This is a genomic window from Streptomyces sp. NPDC060027, from assembly GCF_042737005.1.
Lineage (GTDB): Bacteria > Actinomycetota > Actinomycetes > Streptomycetales > Streptomycetaceae > Streptomyces.
Genome location: NZ_JBHWVI010000008.1, coordinates 11,681 through 28,099 on the forward strand (window position 1 = coordinate 11,681; position 16,419 = coordinate 28,099).

Here is a 16,419-nt window from a genome sequence, read left to right on the forward strand (position 1 = left end):
GGTCTCCGTCGTGGGGCGCACGCGCGCGGGGCGCGGGTCTTCGCCGTCCGTCGTGCGTCCGGGCCGGGCCGCCGTGCGTGTCCATATGCGTGCGCCGATGACAGGAAATCCGGCCGGGCGGGTACGTAGGTTCCCATGACACCTGAGCGTCCCGAACCGGCGATCACGGACCCGGTCGTCCCCGGCCCGGTTGTTCCCGTCGTACCGACCGCCACGTACCGGCTGCAGCTCCAGCCGGGGTTCCCCTTCCGGAGCGCCGAGGCGGCCGTGCCGTACCTGGCCTCGCTCGGCGTCTCCCATCTGCACCTGTCCCCCGTCCTGGAGGCCGTGCCCGGCTCCACGCACGGGTACGACGTGGTGGACCACGGGCGCGTACGGGCCGAACTCGGCGGTGAGGAGGGGCTGCGCTCCCTGGCGCGCACCGCGCGGGAGCACGGGCTGGGCCTGGTCGTGGACATCGTGCCGAACCACATGGCGATGGCCCCGCGCCACAACCACGCCCTGTGGGAGGTGCTGCGCGAGGGCCCCGCGTCGCCGTACGCGCGCTGGTTCGACATCGACTGGGACGCCCAGGACGGCCGGATCCTGCTGCCGGTGCTCGGGGACCGTCTCGGCGCCGAGATCGGCCACCTGAAGGTCGACGGCGACATACTGCGCTACTACGACCACGTGTTCCCGCTGCGCGAGGGCACCGCGAAGCTGCCGCTGCCCCAGCTCCTCGACGCCCAGTGGTACCGCCCGGCCTGGTGGCGGATGGCCCGCACGGACCTCAACTACCGGCGCTTCTTCAGCATCTCGGAGCTCATCGGAGTGCGGGTCGAGGACCCGGAGGTGTTCGCGGCGACCCACGCGAAGATCCTGGAACTCCTCGACGACGGTGTCGTCGAGGGACTGCGCATCGACCACCCGGACGGTCTGGCGGACCCGGACACGTATCTGCGCCGGCTGCACGAGGCGACCGGGGGCCGCTGGACGGTGGTCGAGAAGATCCTCGCGGACGGTGAGCCGCTCCCGCCCGCGTGGCCCGTGGCGGGCACCACCGGCTACGACGCGCTGCGGCACGTCGACGGCCTCTTCACCGACGAAGCCGGCGCGAGCGGGCTCCTCGGCCGCTACCGGCGGTTCGCGGTCCCGCAGGCCGACCGGGGCGGCCACTGGGAGAGCACGGTGCGCCGGGCGGCGTACAAGGTGGTCACCCACGAACTGGCCACCGAGGTGGAGCGCCTCACGCGCGTGGTGAGCGCTCTGTGCGCCGCGTCCCCCGACCCGGCCCTGCGCGACCACGCCCCCTGGGCCCTGGGCGCCGCGCTGCGGGAGCTCCTGGTCCGGCTGGAGGTGTACCGGCCCTATCCGTCCACGGACGCGTCCCTGGTGGTGACCGAGCGGGCCGCCGACGAGGCCAGGGCGGCGTTCAGGGTGCCCGAGGAGGCCCATGCCGTGGACGTCGTACGGGACCTGGTGCTCGGGCGGGGCGGTGCCGGGCCCGAGGCGGCCGAGTTCCGGGCCCGGTTCGCGCAGACCTCGTCGGCGCTGCGGGCCAAGTCCGTGGAGGACACGGCGTTCTACCGCTATGTGCCGCTGCTGTCCGCGAACGAGGTGGGCGGCGACCCGGGCAGCCCCGCTGTGTCCCCGGAGGACTTCCACGCCTACTGCGCGCGCGTGCAGCGCGACTGGCCCGCCACCGGAACCGTCCTGTCGACCCACGACACCAAGCGCAGCGCCGACGTACGCGCCGCCGTCTCGGTCCTCACCCAGTGCCCGGAGCGCTGGTCCGACGTCCTCGCCGAGGTGACCCACGACGGGGCGGGGATGCCCGACCCGCAGGTGGCGTGGGCCGCCTGGCAGACGGTGTTCGGCCTCGGCCCTGCCGAAGGCGACGGTGGCGGCGACGGTGGCGGCGGGCACGAGCGGGAAGGCGGAGGTGGGGGCGAAGGCGGCGGTGCGGCGTACGAAGAGCGGGTCCGGGACGCTCTGCTGAAGCACATCAGGGAGGCCGGAACGCACACCGCCTGGACCGAGCGGGATCCCGCGTACGAGGACGCTGTGGCGGCGTTCGTCACCGAGGGGCCGTGCGGGGCCCCTGGCCGGCGCGTGGCCGCTCTCCGGGCCTCCCTGGCACCGCACGTGCGGGCGAACGTCCTCGGGGCCGCTCTGGTCCATCTGACGATGCCCGGGGTGCCGGACGTGTACCAGGGCACCGAGGACGAGTACCGGGCACTGGTGGACCCGGACAACCGGGGGGCGTTCACCCCGCGGGACCTGTCCGCGGAGAAGGTGGCGCTCACGGCCGCCGCGCTGCGGCTGCGCGCCCGGCGGCCCGACGTCTTCGGCGACGCCGCGACGTACGCGCCCCTGCCGGCCGGGGGTCCGGGAGCCGCGCACTGCGCGGCGTTCCTGCGGTCGGGAGAGGTGATCACGGCCGTCACCCGGCTGTCGCTGCGGCTGGCGGAGGCGGGCGGCTGGCGCGACACCCGGCTGGCGCTCCCCGAGGGACGGTGGGCCGACGTGCTCTCCCCCGACTCGCCCGAGCGGGAGTTCACGGGGCACGCGCGCGTGGCGGAGCTCTTCGAGAGGTCGCCCGTCGTGCTGCTGGAGCGTGTCAGCGCAGACGCACCGGCAGGGTCCGGGGAGACCGGCTGATCAGACCCTCGGCGGGAGGCCTGGGCCCCGGCGCCCTGCGGACGTCCGGCAGGACGGTCAGCAGGGCGCGCAGACCGTGCTCCGCGGTCAGCCGGGCCAGCGGGGCACCCAGGCAGGAGTGCGGTCCCGAGCCGTACGCGAGCTCACCCGGGTCGGCGCGGAAGGCGTCGTAGCGGTCCGGGTCCGCGAACCGTGCCGGGTCGCGGCCCGCGGCACCGAGCAGACACGCCACGGCGGCGCCCTCGGGGATCGGGCCGATCGGTTCGAGGGCCCGGCGCGGCACGATCTGCAGCGGCGGATCCCGGCGCAGCGACTCGGCCCAGGCACCGTCCGCCAGCTCGGGACGGGTCCGGATCAGGTCCAACTGGCCGGGATGGTCCAGGAGGTTGGCGAGGAACGAGGCGAGCGCGCGTGCGGTCGTCTCGCCGGCCGCGCCCAGCACCGCGGCGGCCAGGCCCGTCACGTCCTCCTCCGGCAGGGGACGGCCGTCGGCCCGGGCCGCGCACAGCGCGGAGAGCAGATCGTCTCCGGGGTGGGCACGGCGGCGGGCGACGTGGGGGCGCAGGTAGGCGTCGAGTCCGGGGCGGTGCCCGCCGAGGTGGTCGAGTCCCGTACGGCACCAGGCGTGCACGCGCGCGGTGTCCTCGTAGGGCAGCCCGAGCGCGGCGACGGCGGCCGCGGCGGGCAGCCACTGGCAGAACTCGGCGACGAGATCGGCCTCCCGGCGGGACGCGAGGCGGCGGGCGAGGACGTACGCGGTGCGCTCGACGCCCGATTCCAGGGCCGCCAGCGCGCGACCCCGGAGCGCCGGGGACAGGAGGGCCCGGTGGCCGCCGGGCACGCCGTCCGGGCGGGGGGCGAGTGCGGGTCCGGGCGGGGGCGCGACGAGCCGCGGGTCCGCGAGTGCGGCGCGCACGTCGGCGTACCTGCTGATCAGCCAGGCGCCGAACGGCTCGTCGTACACGAGGGGGAAGTCTCCGCGCAGGGTGCGGTAGAGCGGGTGGGGGTCGCGCTCGGTGCCGGGATCGAGCAGGCTCGGCAGAACGGTCGCCCGCGCGGACGGCACGCGCGGGGGCAGGTACGGCGCCTCGGACGCGGGGCACGGGGGCGCGAACGGGGTCACCGGCGAGAGAGACATGGCCGTGATCGGGGTCGGCGGCGGGCTCGTGACGGGCGAGAGCGGCCCGCTCAGGAAGCCAGGCGGGGGCGGACCCGCGAGGGACGGGGGAGGCGGGCCCGGCACGTTCGGGGGCAGGGGCGGGGGCGTGATCTTGACCGGTGGGCCCGCGGGTATCGCCGCCGGGCCGCCTTCGCGGGGAAGGCCATGAGGACACAGCACCGCGGGCCACCACCTCGGGTCTGCGCGCCGGACCCGCGCGCGGTTGTTCCGAGTCGACCACCGTCTGACCGGGACCGCAGTTCCCGTACACCCTTACGGGTGAATCGTGTACGTGACACCGGCTCGCCCGCGCGTGGCGCGCGCGTACGCCGTCCACCCGTCCCGGGCTCCCGTTCCCGGGCCCCTCCCCCGGTTCTCCGCAGGCCGGGGGGTGCGGTCCGCACCGGCCCCGGGCGGCTCGCGCATCCGCGGCGGCCCGTTGCCAGGGGAAAGTGCCACCCGGTGCCCCGCGGAGCCGCCGTGTCGCGTTCTTGACAGTTCCCCGAGACCGTGGAGTACTGCCAAAAGCGACGCAGGGCGGACCAGTCGGGGGTGAGTCACCTGCCGGAGTTGCGCTATCCCAGTGTGACCGAAATCGTCTCGTCCGCCTGGGCGTTGGCGGCCCACCGACCCGACCTGTGCGTCCTGAGGCAAGTGGGGACCTCCCGCGCGGGCAGGCCTCTCCAACTGCTGTCCGTCGGCCACGCCCGGCGCGCGGTCCTCGTCGTGGCCGGGGCCCACGCGAACGAACCGACGGGCGGTTCGACGCTGCTGTCGCTGGCCGAACGCGTGCTGCGCCGACGGGAGTTGCGAAGAGACACCTCCTGGCACTTTCTGCTCTGCGCGGACCCCGACGGGGCGAGCCTGCATGTGACGCCCGCGCCGCGCACCCTGCTCGACTACCACCTGGGCTTCTTCCGTCCCGCCGGACCCGAGCAGCCGGAGTGGTCGCCCTCCGTCCTGCCGCCCGACCGGCTGCCGCCGGAGACCCGCGCGCTGACCCGGGTCATCGACGAGCTGCGGCCCTATCTCCAGGCGACGCTGCACGGGACCGATCTGGGCGGCAGCTGGGTGCAGTTGACCAAGGACATCCCGGGGCTCGCGGAGCCGTTCGCCAAGTCCGCGGCGGAGCTGCGCATCCCGGTCGAGACGGCCGCGTCGGACGCCGCGGGCTGGCCCGCTTCAGGGCCCGGGGTCCATGTGATGCCGGCGCCCGGTTCGGACGCGGCGTACCCGAGCATGCCGGACGACGCCCGGCACAGCACCTGGTACCACGCCCACCGGTACGGCGGTCTGACGGCCGTCGTGGAGGTGCCGATGTGGGCCAGCGACCTGGTGGACGATCCGGCGCCCCACCCCGCCCCCGCGGCGGCGCTGCGGCGCCTGGCACACCGGCTGCTGACCGACGCCTTCCAGGTGGAGGCGGTGCTCGGGCGGGCCCTGCCGCGGCTGCCGGGACCCGACGGGCCCCTTCTGCGGGCGGCGAAGTGGGCGCTGGAACTGGTGCCGGGCCTCGCCGCGGACTGGTCGCAGGCGCCCCCTCCGGACACGACGATGGCGTACGTGGGCAGTGTCGACGCGTTCGGCCGGCGGATTCCGCTGCGGGCCGCGTCCATGCTGCTGCGCGTCCTCCAGGAGTTCGGTGACCGCGAGGCGCCCCATCTCGAACAGCTGGTGGCCGGCTGGAGCGACGCCTTCGCCGAGCGCTTCCGGGCGCGCTGGGTGCCGCTGGAGAACCAGGTCGAGCACCAGGCCCGTACGGTGATGGCGGCCGCCCGCCACGCGCGCGACAGCGCCGCCTGACTCAGCTCGGCAGGTCGAACACCGCACCCGTCTCGGCTCCCCTGTGGACGAGCGGGCCGGCGCGGAGCACCGGGAGGGTCTTCGTCATTCCTGGTGCGTCGGCACCGTGGCCTGCGCGCCCCGGCCCGGCTCACCCGAAGGGGAACGCGCGCCCGCGCGGCGCCCCGCGAGGTCGAACGCGGCGAGCACCACACGCGCCTGGTATTCGACCTGGCGTGCGACCGGTATCCAGCGGGCCCCGCAACCGTCGCGGTAGTCGGCGCACCACGCGTCGATCAGCCGGTCGAGTTCGGGCAGCGCGTCGCACGGGTCGTGCCCGGAGGCGGTGACCAGCTGGTGCAGCAGCCCGGCCGTGCGCAGGGCGACCCGGCGTCCGGCGAGGCGCAGGGCCGTGAGCCGGGCGGTGTCGAGCGGCGGCAGGGCGCGCGCGCCGGCGTCCCGCACGTCGGGATCCCAGGAGTCGGCGAGGCCGGGGCCGACCAGTAAATAGTCGTCCACCGGCGCGAGGAGACAGGTCGCGTCCGGCGAGGCGCCGAGGCCGGGCCGCACGCGGGCCAGGATGCCTTCCAGGAGCCGCGTGTCGTGCCGCAGCGTGCGGCTGACGGAGCGGAGCACCGCGTCGGGATCGGCGGGGCGCGCCGGGTTCCCGACGGCGCCGACGCCCCACATGGGTGCCTCGACGATCGCCGTCACCGTGCCGTGCGGCTGCGGGTGGAACCAGGTGGAGTCGACCGCGGCCTCCGTGATGGCGGCGGCCAGGTCTCCCCTGCGCGGCGGCGGGACGCGGTAGACGGCGGGGCCGAGCGCCGGCCAGTACAGGGTGTCGTACGGGCCGAGTTCGCGCGGGATGCCGAGGCGGGCCGCGCTGTGCGCGACGCGCTGGGCGAGACCGGGCAGGTCGCGGGTCAGCTCGACGAACGCGCCGCCGACGTCGACGCCGTGCAGGGAGCACTGGAGGAACGGCCGCAGTTCGTCCTGGAGGCGGAGCAGGGCGCGGGTCTCCGGCAGGACGGTGCCGTCCGCGCCCTCGGGCAGCCATTCGGGCTGTTCCAGGAAGCCGGGCCGGAAGAAGTGCCGGAAGTAGTGGCCGAGGGTGTACGGGCCGCGGAGCCAGGCCTCGTTGCGGCGCGAGCCGTCCGGGTCGAGGCAGAGCAGCAGGTTCCAGGTGGCGTCCGCGCCCTCGGTGAGCCGGGGGTCGGCGAGCGCCCGTTCGGCCAGCCGCAGGACCGTGGCACCGCCCACGGGTTCGTTGGCGTGCGGTCCGGCGACGACGAGGGCCTGGCGGCTGCCGTGTCCGACGGACAGGAGCCACAGCGGCGTGCCGGCCCGGGAGGTGCCCACGCGGCGCAGCCGGGCGGCATCGGGGTGCCGGGCGGCGAGCGCGGCGGCGCGGACGCCGAGTTCGTCCACGGTCGGGTAGCGCCGGAGTGGCGGCAGGGCACACCTCCGCTCGTACGGCGCCGTCGGTTCACCTGATGCGCATGGTGCAACCACAGTCAGTCACGGCTCCGGAGGTACGTCAACACCGAGGGAGGCGAGGGATGTTGCGGAGCTCCGTGCCGCCGCGGCTCAGTCCGAGGCGAGGCGGAACAGAATCCGGCCGAAGCCGATCTGGTCGCCGTCCTGCACGACGGACGCGCCGATGACGCGCCGGCCGTTGACGGTCGTGCCGTTGGTCGAGCCGAGGTCGCGCAGCACCCACACGCCGCTCTGCCGACTCAGCTCGGCGTGCACCCGGGACACCGTCTCGTGGTTGAGCCTCAGCCCGCTGGCCGGGTCGCGGCCGATGCGCAGCGGATAGGGGCTGCCGGGGTTGGGCAGCTGCAGCTTGGGCAGGCGCTCGGCCTGCCAGGCCCTGCGCAGCCGTACGGTGAAGCCGGAGACGGCCTCCACCGTGCCGAACACCAGTTTCGACCAGCGGCGCTCGGTGGGCAGGTCGGCGGTGAGCACGGCGAGTTCGTCGGACCGGCGGGCGGCCAGGGCCAGCTCCATGCGGCGGATGAACGTGTCGTGCGAGAGGCGGCCGAGGGCGACGCCGTCACGGAGGGACTTGAGCGCCCGGTCGCGCTCCGCGTCGGACAGCCGCGCGGGGTACGTGTGGAACTCGAAGGACGACGTCACGATGGTGATTGTCGGGCAGTAACGACGGGGTGTCCAGAAGAGCCCGAAACGGCGCGAGGAACCGCGTGGAGCCGTTCGCGGGACCAAAGGGCGACGAACACGCGGCAAAAGGGTGGATCCGAAAGCGAATTGATCTCCGGTGAAGCACCATGGACGGGCCGATTGTCACAGCGAGCCGACAAGGGGGAACCGTCTGTGCGATTCGAAGTGTGGGCACCGCAGGCCGACCGGATGACGCTCCATTGCGCGGGTGTCACGAGCGCGCTGGACCGCGATCCCGAGCGTGCCGGGTGGTGGACGGGCGACGCGGACGCGGAGGAAGGGACCCGGTACGGGTTCGCGGTGGACGACGGCCCCGTGCTGCCCGATCCCCGCTCGCTCCGGCAGCCGGACGGCCCCGACGGACTGAGCGCGGTGGTCGACCAGGAGCGGTACGCGTGGCGCGCCGAGTGGACCGGGCGGGCGCTGCCGGGCGCGGTCCTCTACGAACTGCACGTGGGTACGTACACGCCCGAGGGCACGCTGGACGCGGCGGCCGAGCGGCTCGGGCATCTGGCGGAACTGGGCGTCACACACGTCGAGTTGATGCCGCTGTGCCCGTTCCCCGGCCGGCACGGCTGGGGCTACGAGGGTGTCTCCCTGTGGGCCGTGCACGAGCCGTACGGCGGCCCCGAGGCGCTGAAGCGCTTCGTCGACCGGGCGCACGAACTCGGCCTGGGAGTCGTCCTCGACGTCGTGCACAACCACCTCGGCCCCTCCGGCAACCATCTCCCCGCGTTCGGGCCCTACTTCACGGACACGCATCAGACGCCCTGGGGCTCCGCCGTGAACCTGGACGCGCCCGGCTCGGACGAGGTGCGCGCGTACCTCGTCGGCAGCGCGCTGGCCTGGCTGCGCGACTACCGGATCGACGGACTGCGCCTGGACGCGGTGCACGCACTGCGGGACACCCGTGCGCTGCACTTCCTGGAGGAGCTGTCGACGGCCGTGGACACGCTCGCCGGCGACCTGGGCCGGCCGCTCTTCCTGATCGCGGAATCGGATCTGAACGACCCGCGGCTCATCACCTCCCGCGAGGAGGGCGGTCTCGGGCTGCACGCCCAGTGGAACGACGACTTCCACCACGCGCTGCACACCACGCTCACCGGTGAGGCGCAGGGCTACTACGCGGACTTCGGCCGCGCCCCGCTCGCGGCCCTGAGCAAGACGCTGACGTCGGGCTTCTTCCACAACGGCACGTACTCCAGCTTCCGCGGACGGCATCACGGCCGCCCGTTCGACCGTGCGCGCGTCTCGGCGCAGCGGCTGCTCGGCTACGCGCAGACCCATGACCAGATCGGCAACCGCGCCCAGGGGGACCGGCTCTCGGCCTCCCTCTCCCCGGGGCTGCTGGCCTGCGCGGCGGCGCTGACGCTGACCGCGCCGTTCACGCCGATGCTCTTCATGGGTGAGGAGTGGGCCGCGGGCACCCCCTGGCAGTTCTTCACCGACCACACCGACCCCGAGCTCGCGGAGGCCGTACGGCGGGGCAGGCGGCGGGAGTTCGCGGCGCACGGCTGGGCCGAGGAGGACGTCCCCGACCCGCAGGACCCGGCGACCCGGGACCGCTCCTGCCTCGACTGGTCGGAGCCCGAGGCGCCCGCGCACGCGCGCGTGCTGGCCTGGTACCGCGAACTGATCGCCCTGCGGCACGGTCAGGCCGACCTCTCGGACCCCGATCTCGCGGCGGTCAGGGTCGCCCACGATGCGGGCGCCCGCTGGCTCGCCGTCCGGCGCGGGGACGTCCGGGTCGCCGTGAACCTGTCCAAGGACCCCGCGGCGATCCCGCTCGGCATCCGCCGCGCGCGGATCCTGGCGTCCTGGGACCCGGCCGAAGCACCGGAAGCGGACGGGGTCCTGAACGTGCCGGGCGAGTCGTGCGTGGTGCTGACGCAGGCGTGAGGCGCTCGGCGCGGAGGCCGTGGAAGAGCCCGCGCCCTACGGCACGTCGTCCGGGCCGTCCCGCAGATCCGTGACCCGCTCCAGCAGGATCGACTCCCAGGCGCGCCGCAGCCGGGCCTCCAGGAGCGGGACGGGACTGTCGTCGCGGGCGCGGCCGCGATGGCGGTCGGCGAGCCGGATGACGGTGTCGCAGCGGGAGAGCCACAGGCCGCGCAGGCAGGGACGGGCGCCGTAGCCGGCGAGCGTGGCGGCGCGCACGGCCGCGGGGGCGCCGACGGCGGTGGCGAGCCCGGCGATGTCCTCGGCCGGATCACCGAGGACCGCATCGGTCCAGTCGAGGACGCCGCGCACCCGCCCGTCGGGGCTGACCACGAGGTGTTCGCCCAGGAGGTGGTGGTGCACGAGGACCGCGGCGCCGGTCTGCGCGCCGAGCTGGACGGCGGCGGGCGCGGCGAGCTGGGCGAACCGCGCGGGGTCGAACTCCTCGGCGGGGAGCCGCTCGGCGGCGCGTAGCGCGGCGGCCCGCAGGGTCTCCAGGGAGCGTGGCGGGGTGCGCGGCACACCGAGCGTCTCGGCCTGGCGTACGGGGACCTCGCGCAGCCCGGTCAGCAGCCCCGCCAGGTCGGCCTCGCCGAGGGCCGAGACGTCCTGTTCCTCGCCGGAGACGCCGGGCACCTTGGTGTCGAGGGTGTAGTTCAGTCCGCTCGCCCACTCGCCCCGCGCGACGCTCACCGGGACGGCGACCCCGATGAGCGGGCGGATCAGGTCGCGCAGCCGCAGCTCACGGCGTTGCCGCAGAGAGGCGTCGCGGTTCTGGGTGAGCCGCAGCACGTGGCGTCGGCCCACCCACCAGGTGGAGAGCCCGCCCCCCTCGGCGACGGGCCGCACGTCCGGTCCCGGGCCCGCCGCGGTGTCGTCGGCCAGCAGCGAGAGGACCAGTCCGCGGACTGTTTCCGTGGTCGGTGTCGGTGTCTGGGTCATGGTCGCGCCCTTGTCGTCCGGGTGCGGGGGCGAAGCGGTTGCCGCGCGGTCGGCGGTCGCACGTCAGTCGACGATCACCATCTCGCGGGATGTGGTGTTGAGGCGGCGTCCGCCGTCGTCGGTCACCGTGACGATGTCCTCGATCCGGACCCCGAACCGGCCGGGCAGATAGATGCCCGGCTCCACGGAGAAGCACATGCCGGGGACCAGGGGCTGTTCCTCGCCCTCGACCATGTAGGGCGGTTCGTGGGTGGTGACGCCGATGCCGTGCCCGGTGCGGTGGATGAAGTATTCGCCGTACCCGGCGTCCTTGATGACGGCGCGCGCCGCGCGGTCGATGTCCTGGCAGGCGGCTCCGGGCCGCACGGCACGGAAGCCGGCCTCCTGGGCCTCGCGCACGATGTCGTGCACCTTGCGCTCCTCGTCGTCCGGCTCGCCGACGTGGACCGTGCGGGAGGTGTCGGAGCCGTAGCCCTCCTTGAGACCGCCGAAGTCCAGGACCACCATGTCGCCGTGCTCGATGACGCGCTCGTCGGCCTCGTGGTGCGGGTTGGCTCCGTTGGGGCCCGAGGCGACGATGGTGAAGTCGACCTGGGAGTGCCCGAACCGGCGCAGCAGTTCGGCGAGGTCGCGGGAGACCTCCGACTCCCTGCGGCCCGCGAAGGACACCTTCCGGATCTCCTCGAACGCCGCGTCCGCGGCCGCTCCGGCGGCCGCGAGCCGGTCCAGTTCCGCCTGGTCCTTGACGGCCCTGAGCATCGGCAGGGCCTCGGTGAGCGCGCTGTAGCGGCTGTCGGGGAGCCGCTTCTGCAGGCCGAGCAGATGCAGGGCCCAGCCGTTGTCGCTGATCCCGAAGCGGCCGGCGCGCTCCAGGAGGGGCGCGGCCGCCTCGTAGGGGTCCGTGCCGTCGGTCCAGTCGTGGAGGGTCAGCGCGGGCGCGCCGGCCGACTTGGCCGCGTCGGGCGCCTCCAGGGTGGGCACGACGAGGGCCGGGTCGTGTCCCGCCCGCAGTACCAGCAGGGTCAGCCGCTCGGTCTCCGCCGGGCGGTACCCGGTCAGCCACACCAGGTCGGGCCCCGGCGCGACCAGGACGCCGTCGAGACCGGCGTCGGCCGCGGCGTCGGCGGCGCGCCGCATGCGGGCCTCGTAGTCGCCGGCGGTGAAGGGCGCGGGTGTGGCGGTGGTCATCCATGCCTCCGTGTGTCCGGAGTTCCCCAGGGGGCTACGGCAGCATCCTGCCCCTCCGGTGGGGTGTGCGCGAGCCGGTTGTGCCTGTCGCCGTCAGCTCTCCAGGGCGAGGCGGGCTCCGAGGAGCAGCAGGACGCCTCCGGAGACCTGCTCCAGGCGCCGGCGTACGCCCGTCCGGGACAGGACGGCCTTCATCCGGCCGACGAACCACACGTACACGCTGTAGTAGCCCACCTCGTACACCGCCCAGAGCGCGGCGAGGCCGAGCATGGCGGGCAGGTGCGGGGCGCTCTCGGGCACGAACTGCGGCAGGAAGGACATCGCGAAGACGGCCGCCTTCGGGTTGGCGAGGTTGAGCAGCAGCCCGCCCCGGTAGGACGCCCAGCCGCTCTTCTCCGGGCCCTCCCAGCCGCCGTCGACGGCCCCCTTGGTACGGCGCGCCTGCCACAGCGTCTGGACGCCGAAGCCGACGAGCACGACGGCACCGACGATCCGCATGACGTCGTACGCCATCTCGGAGGCGGCGAGCAGCGCGGTGAGGCCGAGGGCGGCGACGGCGCCCCACACGAAGACACCCGTCTCGTTGCCTAGCACGGTCAGGAAGCCGGACCGCCGGCTGCGCAGCGACTGCTTGATGATCAGCACGGTGCTCGGGCCGGGCGAGGCGGCGATCAGGGTGCAGGCGCCGAGGAAGGCGAGGAGGGTGCTCAGCATGCGGCCATCCTGGCGGCCCGCGGCCCGCGTGGCCAGCCCCTTTCCCCCAGCGCCCGTCAGGTCCGAGAGCCGCTCCCCGGGCATCCGCCGACGCTCGGAGCCCTCCCCCGCGTCCTGCCGCGCCGGGGCCTCGCCCCTGCCTCCTGCCTCCCGCCGGGGGGCGAGGCCTCCGGAGCCCGCGAACGGCGGTCCGGCCAGCCGCGGGGACACCCGGCGTGCCGCGTACGGCGCCCGGCATGCGGTGGGCGGCGCCCGGCGTGCCGTGTGCCGCGTACGGCGCCCGGCATGCGGGGTGCGGTGTGCGGTGGGACATCGGAGCCGCGGTCGTCCGGGCCGCCCGTCCGTCTCAGGTCACGATGCCCGGGAGCGCGGACAGTTGCCTTCGGTTGCCGTTCGCGTGACGCACGTCGAGGGTGACCTCCTTGCCCGGCTGAGCGTCCGCCACCGCGCGGGCGAGGTCGGCGGCCGAGGAGACCTCGGTCCCGCCGACGGCGACCAGGACATCGCCGCGCACCAGGCCCGCGGTGTAGCCGGGACCGGGGATGTGTACCCCGACGACCAGCGCGCCCCCGCCCTCCGGGGCGTCGACGGCCTCGATCCCCAGGGCCGCCCGGCCGGTCTCCCGCTCGGACCGCCCCGACGGGATCGGGCTGCCGCTGCCGGACTCGGTGGTGGAGCCACCGGGCAGCGGCAGCCCGGAGACACCCGGGGTCTGCCGTGTCTGCCCGGCCGCACCGGCGGCCTGCTTCCGGAGGTCCGCCAGTCTGCTCATCCCGATCACCGTCGCGCCGACCGTGCCGAGCCCCACGCCGGACAGCACCAGCACCGACCCGACGAACAGGCTGAACAGCAGGGTCATCAGCCGCCTGCCGCGGCGCCGCGCAGCGTGCGGGCGCCGGGTCTCACCGGGCGGACGGCCACTATCACCGCTACCACCACCGCTACCACTACCGCTACCGCCGCCACCGCCGCCCGGGTCCTGACCGGGCATCGGCTTGGGACGCAACGCGGTCTGTTCCATGGGTCGCCTCCGGCAGATGTTCTGGCAGGTGTTCTAGGACCGCCTCCGGCCCTTGCTCTACCCCGGCCACCGGCGCGCGACGATTCCCTAACGAGTGAGACTGTCATCCCCGTTCGAGAAGTCCGTCCGCCACGGCCGCCGCCGTTCGCGGCGCGCTGCTGGTCCGGCGGCAGGCCGGAGCCGGGGGCGTCCAGCCGACGGGCGTCGACCAGGTCGCCGCGACGCGGGCCCGCGCGCCGGGCGAGCGGATGAGACGCGGGCAGCAGCACGCAGACCGGTTCCTCGCTGACGCCGTGCGTGGTCAGCCGGGCCATGTCGGGCAGCCGGAGGGGGCCGCTCGGCGCGGCGAGTCCGTCGACGAGGTCCAGATCGGCCGCGCCGACGGCGACCGCCGCGGGAACCTCGTCGCGGGCGAGCACGCGCACGCGCAGGGCGAGCCGCGGTGGCCCATGCCGGCCTCGCACCCGCGAGCGGGTCCGCCCGAGCGCCCGCACCATCACGTCGCCGGCGGGTGTGAGGCGGACCCGACCTCGCGGAGGAGGTCCGCGAGGTCACCGAGGCCGCCGACCGCCGGAACCCGTCAGAGCGAGGCGGGCTCCGCGCGCCAGGCGAACGGCAGCGCGGGCGCCTGGTCCGGCACGAATCCGTGGGCGCGCCGCGCCAGGTTCGTCGCGCCGTAACGGCGGCAGTCCTGGTGCCACTTCAGGATTCCGGCCAGCCAGTTCTGCAGCTCCACCACATAGCCCCGCATGATTCCGCGCACCTCCTCCGAGAGCTTGAAGTCCTCGTACAGGATGGGCAGTTCATGGGCGGCGACATGCTGGAACTGCTCCATGCGCTGGGTCATCAGGTCATGGATGACGCCGAGCGCGGTCGGGTAGTCGCAGCCGAAGAAGTTCTGCACGACGAGGATGCCGTTGTGGATCTCCCCCTCGTACTCGATCTCCTTCTGGTACGAGAAGACGTCGTTCAGGAGCATCGCGTAGTCCATGGCCGCGTTCTCCATCGACCGGACGGGGCCGCTGCGGTAGACCTCCGGCGGGACCTCGGGGCCGTGACCGAGGCGGCACAGGCCCATGGTGAGCTCGGAGCCGAAGGTGGCCCGCCGCATCTCCAGATAGTCGACCGGGTCCGGGATGCGGTTCTGGATCTGGTTGGACAGCTCCCACAGCCAGCTCTCCGTCATCACGTCGACCGCCGCGCGCAGGGTGCTGCGGGCGTCCGGGGTCATCTCCGCGGTGGTGCGCCGCCACAGGTCGATGAGTCCGCGTTCCATGCCGTTGACCGGGACGGGGACCTCCTCGCCGTCGGCGGGCATGCAGGCCGAGAGGCGCGCGGTGGTCAGCCTGGCGGCGGCCAGATCACGGCGGTTGCCGAAGAGCAGCGGGTAGTAGTCGTCGCCGTAGGTGCCCCAGGCCAGCCACTGCGAGCTGAGGTCGAGGGCCTCGGGGGTCGCGTCGGGATGGATGCCCGCGGCGCAGAGCGGCAGGTCGTAGGCGATGAGCTTGTCCTCGTCCCAGACGCCCTCCTGGAGCATGCCCGTGGTGTGCATCCAGGTGCCGAGGCGGTCCCGGGCGCCCGCGAGGTGCGGGCTGAGGGTGACCTCGAACGGCATGTGGAAGTCGGGGAGCAGGGAGGGTCCGACCTTCTGGAACGGGACGTGGGTGTACGCGCGCAACCGCTCCGCGCCGGCCGCGGAGAGCAGCGCCCCGATGTCCGCGGCGGAGGTCCCGAACCCGCCCATGCCGAGGGGGCGCGCCTCCTCGACGGCGCCCTCGTTCATGTAGCGGCTGGAGCGCATGTGCCACTCGTGGCCGCCGGACTGCCAGTCCTGGAGGCCCTGTGCGTACGCGGCCACGGCGCCGATCTCCTGAGGGGTGAGCCCCTTCTCCACGGCCAGCGCGGGTACTTCGGTGAGCGCCGTGTGCTCGAACTGGTGGAGCCGTGAGGTGAGGATGTCGTTGACCGTCTCGGCGGCCTGCTGTGTGGTGCAGCCGAAGAACGTCTCCAGGACGAGGACGCCGTTGCTCAGTTCGCCCTCCTCCTCGACTTCCCGCTGGTAGGAGAAGAGGTCGTTGCGCAGGTGGACGCCGTCGGAGAACGTCTCCATCAGGACGCGCAGCGGCCTCGACTCGGCGACGGACGCGGGCACTTCGGCGGTCGCGTACTCCACGAGCCCGGCCGACCAGGGGGCGCCGCCCACCTTGCGGCGCATCTCGATGTACTCGACGGGGTTGGAGATCCGCCCCTCGTTGATGTTGGACAGCTCCCACATCGACTCGTTGAGCAGATGCTCGGTGGAGACGGCGAATCGCCTGCGCCAGTCCGTCGACATCGAGGGCACGGTGCGCGCCCACAGGTCGGCGAGTCCGGCCTCGACGGGGTTCTCCGGCTGGGGTACGGGAGTCGACAGGTCGAGCGGCATGAAGAGGGGCAGCCGGTCCAGGTAGGCCTTGCCGCCGGCGCGGTCCTGGGTGCGTTTGAAGGTCTCCAGGAAGTGGTCGTCGAAGAAGAACACCCACACGTACCAGTCGGTGATGAGGGAGAGGGCCGGTCCGTCGCAGTCGGGGTGGGTGTACGCGCACAGCAGGCCGTAGTCGTGTGCGTCGAGGTCGGACTGCTCCCAGATGCCCGAGCCTTCCAGCATGCCCATTCCGCGGGCCCACTCGACCGAGTGGGCCCGCGCCTCGTCCAGATGCGGGTTCAGCCGGGCGGTGTACGGCATGTAGAAGTGCGGGAGTTCGAACGGCTGCGTCATGGCCGGGCCCTACCCATGGCTCCGAGCGGACATCCGCAGGCCAGGACATGATCACACCATCGCGTGAACCGGTGCGAAAGCCGCGCGCGGCGG

General features: G+C 74.1%; 11 protein-coding genes. 3 read left to right on the top strand and 8 right to left on the bottom strand.

The window, feature by feature from the left end; all coding sequences use genetic code 11:
• The first annotated feature begins 135 nt into the window (after nucleotides 1-135).
• Complete coding sequence (treY, locus tag ACFWBT_RS03685) at nucleotides 136-2,640, top strand: malto-oligosyltrehalose synthase (RefSeq protein WP_385695407.1); 2,505 nt, start codon at nucleotides 136-138, stop codon at nucleotides 2,638-2,640.
• Here treY and ACFWBT_RS03690 read toward each other — a convergent pair.
• Nucleotides 2,600-3,778: a cytochrome P450 gene (locus tag ACFWBT_RS03690; protein ID WP_385695409.1), complete on the bottom strand. Its 1,179-nt coding sequence runs from the start codon at nucleotides 3,776-3,778 to the stop codon at nucleotides 2,600-2,602. The two genes, treY and ACFWBT_RS03690, sit on opposite strands and share 41 nt — an antisense overlap.
• Before the next feature lie 573 nt (nucleotides 3,779-4,351).
• Between ACFWBT_RS03690 and ACFWBT_RS03695 the strand changes: the two genes are divergently transcribed.
• Nucleotides 4,352-5,602, top strand: coding sequence for a M14 family zinc carboxypeptidase (locus ACFWBT_RS03695; protein WP_385695412.1), 1,251 nt, complete (start codon nucleotides 4,352-4,354; stop codon nucleotides 5,600-5,602).
• An 84-nt stretch (nucleotides 5,603-5,686) separates the two neighbouring features.
• Here the strand turns inward: ACFWBT_RS03695 and ACFWBT_RS03700 are convergent, their stop codons facing one another.
• Nucleotides 5,687-7,012, bottom strand: coding sequence for a M14 family zinc carboxypeptidase (locus tag ACFWBT_RS03700; protein ID WP_385695415.1), 1,326 nt, complete (start codon nucleotides 7,010-7,012; stop codon nucleotides 5,687-5,689).
• A gap of 159 nt (nucleotides 7,013-7,171) precedes the next feature.
• On the bottom strand, nucleotides 7,172-7,723 hold the full coding sequence (locus tag ACFWBT_RS03705) for an FHA domain-containing protein (protein WP_385695417.1): 552 nt from the start codon (nucleotides 7,721-7,723) through the stop codon (nucleotides 7,172-7,174).
• Nucleotides 7,724-7,918: 195 nt separating this feature from the next.
• Here ACFWBT_RS03705 and treZ point away from each other — a divergent pair, with 195 nt between their 5' ends.
• Nucleotides 7,919-9,664: a malto-oligosyltrehalose trehalohydrolase gene (gene treZ, locus ACFWBT_RS03710; protein WP_385695419.1), complete on the top strand. Its 1,746-nt coding sequence runs from the start codon at nucleotides 7,919-7,921 to the stop codon at nucleotides 9,662-9,664.
• Between the two features lie 36 nt (nucleotides 9,665-9,700).
• On the opposite strand, the gene ACFWBT_RS03715 is transcribed toward treZ, so the two are convergent.
• From ACFWBT_RS03715 to cyc2, 5 genes are all read right to left on the bottom strand, one after another.
• Nucleotides 9,701-10,645, bottom strand: coding sequence for an aminoglycoside phosphotransferase family protein (locus ACFWBT_RS03715; RefSeq protein ID WP_385695421.1), 945 nt, complete (start codon nucleotides 10,643-10,645; stop codon nucleotides 9,701-9,703).
• Between the two features lie 63 nt (nucleotides 10,646-10,708).
• Nucleotides 10,709-11,833 carry an aminopeptidase P family protein gene (locus ACFWBT_RS03720; RefSeq protein ID WP_385695422.1) on the bottom strand — a complete coding sequence of 375 codons (1,125 nt, stop codon included), beginning with the start codon at nucleotides 11,831-11,833 and terminating at the stop codon, nucleotides 10,709-10,711.
• 93 nt (nucleotides 11,834-11,926) lie between these two features.
• Entirely contained in the window at nucleotides 11,927-12,547 is a 621-nt protein-coding gene (locus tag ACFWBT_RS03725) for a LysE family translocator (RefSeq protein ID WP_385695424.1), read from the bottom strand.
• A 346-nt stretch (nucleotides 12,548-12,893) separates the two neighbouring features.
• A complete protein-coding gene (locus ACFWBT_RS03730) occupies nucleotides 12,894-13,406 on the bottom strand; it encodes a PDZ domain-containing protein (RefSeq protein ID WP_385695426.1) in 513 nt (170 codons plus the stop codon).
• Nucleotides 13,407-14,148: 742 nt separating this feature from the next.
• Nucleotides 14,149-16,326 (bottom strand): germacradienol/geosmin synthase Cyc2, encoded by a 2,178-nt coding sequence (gene cyc2 / locus ACFWBT_RS03735; protein ID WP_385695428.1) that lies wholly within the window; start codon nucleotides 16,324-16,326, stop codon nucleotides 14,149-14,151.
• Nucleotides 16,327-16,419: the final 93 nt, after the last annotated feature.